We start from the raw sequence: 4,825 nt of genomic DNA, 5'->3' as shown, positions 1-4,825 counted from the left end.
TCAATTTCTTGCAATCCTCGCTACGGACGCTTAAGTCCGACAGGCTGCTAGTGCAAACCGTGTTGCCAGCTTATTGCTGTTCTTTCTATTGCGTTCTTCAGGCTGACGAGTGAACTTTATAAAAACATCATGGTCAAAAGACAGCAGTTTATTGACGACCTGCTGGCCGGTCGATCATTAAAAACTCAGGCACCAGCTATTCAATCGTGGATGAATACTAAAGTTAGAGAGATATCTTGATGTTACCTACTCGGTCTGAAAAATTGGATTATCAACCCCGGACCATTCATTTGGATAAGAATACCGGGGCTGACCTTTCACCCAAAAGGTATTTGAGTTGTCTTGAAACCAGTGGCTTTTCAAACGATCCAAGGCTACTGGCCAAGCGCAGCTGCCGTTTAAACTCTCCCCCCATCCGGGAACAACTTGGGGGCAAGGGGATGTTTTTGCGGCGCATGCAGGCATCAGGACTGCCTGTCCCACCGTTCCAATGTGTAACAGCTCAGGTAATGCATGATCTTGAACAACACCCTCTGGATATTCGTTGTTTAGCCCCCTATCTCCCCGAGGTTGCCACTGGGTCAGCGGCAGAGAGCAGCCTGACGAACATTCGGGAATATCTGAATACATTGCCTCCTTCAGAGCAAAGCGAAAAGGGTAAATGGTTGGCAGGTATCGCGCAATTTGTTGCCAGTAGTGACTTTTACGAACAGGTTAAAGAGTCTGAAGCGGCCCGACTCATCAGGGGGCTGCGCTGTCAGCTGGACGAAATGACCAGATCACAGCCAGTGATTGTCCGCAGTTCTGGTATCAATGAAGATAACTACGGTGATGCCCAGGCAGGCAAATACCTCTCTGTAGTTCAGGAAGAAGACGATGTTTTGCTGACCTGCCTTAAGGTCATGGCCTCAGGTTACCGGCCTGAAGTCTGTCCCGGAGTTATACCACCACCCATGGCACTGATCATGCAGCAGTGCATCGACTGCCAATATGGTGGGGTCGTCATGAGCTTTCAGTCTTTTCAGGATGATACCATCAGGGTTGAGTACACACCCGGTCAGCCCAGAGGCGCAGTGGCAGGTCAGTCCGGTAACATGCCCCACCGTATTGATATTTTTCGTAAAAAAGGCGCTGACAGCTCTCAATACTTTCCCGGGACGGTTTCAAGCTGCTTCATCCTTCGCAAAAACAAGGATAATAACGGTTATTCTGAAACAAGAATTGATGATGCGGATGCTCAATCAGACGACGGTGGGCAAAAACTCAGTGATAACACGGTTTCAGAACTCAGGAAGGTGGTGACAAAGCTGGAAGACCTCTTGCTCTGCCCCGTGGATGTGGAGTTTGCCATCGATCATCAGGGTTGCCTGTTCGTGTTGCAGGTGCGCCCCATAACCCGACTCTCTGGCGGTATGGATTTTGCCATGTCCATGCCCGAAGACAGTCTGGCCATTGGCGAAGCCATCAGCGAAGGCTATTGCACCGGACTCGTCTGGCCGGCCAAAAAACAAAAGGCAGGCTCTATACCACAGGGAGCCATTGTCGTGGCCCACCACGCTGAAGAGTGGATGCTTGAGCCTGAGTTCCTTGAGCGGGCAGGGGGGTTTGTCCTGGCCGAAGCCGGATTCAATGATCATGTCGCGATTCTTATGAAACAGGAAGGAAAGACCCTGATGCTAGCCGGTAAAAAGTATGAGGCTGTGGCCGCTCAGGATGGACAACAGGTGACGTTGGCCTGTGCTCGCTTTAACGGCAAGCCCGGTGCCTTTATTGTTGTCGGCGACCTTACCGAAAAACTGGCCAGTCACACAAGCCTGTCTCCTGCTTTTTCTGATGTTCCGTTAGTAAAAGCCGTCCCTTCACGGGATGATTTGTCTCTCCCTGAAGAGACATTCTGCCTGGTCGCCAGCGGTTTTCAGTGGCTCAACGATCAAAATGCCCGCCTGTTGGCATTGTTTACACCCGGTGGTGGACTGGATTGTCTGACAAGCCCGATAAAACTGAGCATGTCGCCGCAGCGTTCAGAGTTACTGGCAGAGATCAGGGACAGCGTAAATCGGCTGGTTCATGGAGCTGAAGCACTACTGGATGGGTACGGGGCATACTTGCGGCTGGCTGATAATAACTCTGTACCCCAGATCCAGCCAATGCTGGATGAATTACCGCCATTGATCAACCGGTTTGGGACACTGAAGCAGACCATCCGATCAGGGTTAGAGTGTATCATCCAGCCACTGCAAGTCGGTAAAGAAGGGCGGGTATCATTTCGTGGGTGGCTGGCCGCCTGCCGCGAGCTGCAATCCTCTCTTCAGGCGCTCAAACCCGGGGAAGCTGAGCAGGTCCGTAGTGTCCATGAGCTGATTTTTGCCCTCCATCAGCGTTTTGTAAACGCACTGGCGCCGCTTACTCTGGCTTCTGGTCAGGGTAGCATATCTTCGGAAAAGCACATCACCTATGTCGATTGCACGGCCCTGAGTAACCCAATTGAAAAGGCGCCGCTATTGAGGCCGTCCTGCAAAGTATCAATCGCAGAGTTAGGGTGTTCAGGAACTGTCGTCATCATGGATGATGTCTTGATTGTTAACCTGAAGCTTGGCAGTCATGTTTGCCTTATCGAGTTACTTGAATGCGCAGAGGGGGGGAAAGAACGAACCTTACGCCTGAAATTCTCTGACCAGTTTTATATATCTGATGGTATTGATAGAAAAGGCAAGTTAAAGCGTATGTGGTTTCTGGTGCAGTTACTGAGAGCACTCGAACTGGATAAAAATTCTGATAGCATGAAAGTGAGTTTCAACGCGGTTGCGGGAGAGATTCTCGTCGAGTGCCCTCGAATGTCAACCACTGAAACCATGCAGGAAGCCTTTGCAAAACTGATAACTGCGTTAAGTGCCATGTATAATCTGGATTCTTACATGGATAGGATTGCCGTTTTTGAAGGAGATCAATGGAACTTTAGCTTGCTCACGCAACGTCTTAATGGTGATATTGCGACAGAGGCTTACAGGTTTGCCTTTCAACATTGTCTTTTCTCAATGTATTATAAGAAGAATATCGACTCCACTCCTGATTGTTTCAAGTTATTACCCAACCACAAACAGTTTGTTAATTGTGCTCAGCGGTTAGCAGAGTGCCGTGGTAAATCGGTGGGCAGTTTTCGGGAGATATTAATGAGCAATGAGATTGCTGAGGAAACCCGCAGGGATCTTTTACATCATCTGTTATTCTTGGATGCCAAAAACGCTACTCCATTGGTTGAGGATGTTTATCTCGATTTGAGAGGTCAATGCTATGTTGTAAAACCATCATCGTACAGTTACAGGCTAAGTTTTGATGTTCCTCCGGAGCAGTCGCTTTCGGAAAATAAAGAAAAGATCAAAAAATCCTTGCTAAAGCATGGACTGGAATATGGCAGCCAACGGGTTCTAAATGATAAAGACTTTGTATTACCTTTCATTGCAGCACGTCCAATAAACCTTAAATATGCGAGTGAAGAATTGAAAGATGATGAAGAGGTTGCCTTGACCGCAATCACCCAATGTGGCGTTTTTCTGATGTATGCCGGCCCGAAAATTAAGGATAATGAAGAGATTGTAAAGTTCGCTATCGCTCATTATCCAAGAGCTCTTGAGTATGCAAGTGAAAGACTCCGAAGCGATAAAAACATTATTCAAATGGTAATCGATGATGATATTGATAACTTGAATTGTGCCAGTGAAATAGTATTGAATGATCGCGAATATATGCTGGAGTTAATTAAACAAAATCCCCGTGCTTTCGAACATGTTGCTCCCGGGCTTAAACATGATGAAACTTTGATTGAGGCAGCAAGACAAAGAAACTCTGAAGTTCGTCAATACGTCAGGAAATCTGCGAATAAAGTCTGATCTCTCTGTAGGGGACAATTTCGAGACAAAGCTTGAATTCACTGGCAAAGCCTCTTAAAACCTCTTCTGGCTGGCATCAATATGGTCGCTAAGCATGAGTTCGTCATACCATTGCGGATTTTCTTTTTCAACGTGAGTTCGATGCAAAAAAAAGACAAGGAAGTCCCTGTGATTTAATTATCTTTCGTTTTGCCTGTTGCGTGCTTCAGACTGTCGACTGAACTTTATAAAAACTTCATTGTCAAAAGGAAGTGATTGCTTTATGCGTTAGCAATTAAATCATGGATGAATAATAACATGGGAGGGATATCCTGATGTTACCTGATACTACTTTTGACATATCAAATCCTCAAAGCCTGACAACTGATTCCAATGAGAGGGCTGGCAGTCCATTCGAAGGGGCTAATAGTTCACCCAAAAGGTATTTCAGTGAGCCTGATCCCGGTGGCGTACCCGACCGAACGCCGATAGACGGTCGCACCTGCCGTTCACCCGTTTTGGCACAGGCTGCAGATTGTTGTCCTGCCAACCGGGAACAACTTGGCGGCAAGGGCATGTTTTTGCAGCGCATGAAGAAAGCCGGTCTGCTTGTTCCACCCTTCGAATGTGTTACTGCTCAAGTCATGAATGCGCTTGAACAACATCTTTTGGATACCCGTCGTTCAGAACGCTGCCTTCCCTGGATCGTCCTTGAACCGGGGTCAGAGACCAGCCTGGCGAACATACGGGAATACCTCAATGGTTTGCCGCCTTCAGATCAAGCCAAGAGGGATAGCTGGCTGGCGGAGCTGGCACAATTTGTTGCCAGTGATGACTATTACGAACAGGTTAAAGATTCTGAGGCGGCCCAACAAATCAGGGAGCTGCGCCGTCAGCTCTCTACATCACAGCCGGTGATTGTCCGCAGTTCCGGCATCAACGAAGACAACTACGGCGAT

At 47.9% G+C, this 4,825-nt stretch carries 2 protein-coding genes; both read left to right on the top strand.

Features of this window, described 5'->3' with window-relative positions; genetic code table 11:
* Window positions 1-239: 239 nt before the first annotated feature.
* On the top strand, window positions 240-3,887 hold the full coding sequence (locus KDK19_RS02225; RefSeq protein ID WP_257291260.1) for a DUF4116 domain-containing protein: 3,648 nt from the start codon (window positions 240-242) through the stop codon (window positions 3,885-3,887).
* Between the two features lie 314 nt (window positions 3,888-4,201).
* The coding region (locus tag KDK19_RS02220) for a PEP/pyruvate-binding domain-containing protein (RefSeq protein WP_257291259.1) at window positions 4,202-4,825 on the top strand (624 nt) is incomplete at its 3' end.

The organism is Endozoicomonas sp. ONNA1 (genome assembly GCF_024606325.1).
Lineage (GTDB): Bacteria > Pseudomonadota > Gammaproteobacteria > Pseudomonadales > Endozoicomonadaceae > Endozoicomonas_A.
This window is presented reverse-complemented; position numbering and strand designations above follow the sequence as displayed.

Coding starts and splice junctions, on each gene's coding strand:
- KDK19_RS02225 (WP_257291260.1), top strand. CDS start 240: ATGTTACCTACTCGGTCTGAAAAATTGGATTATCAACCCCGGACCATT.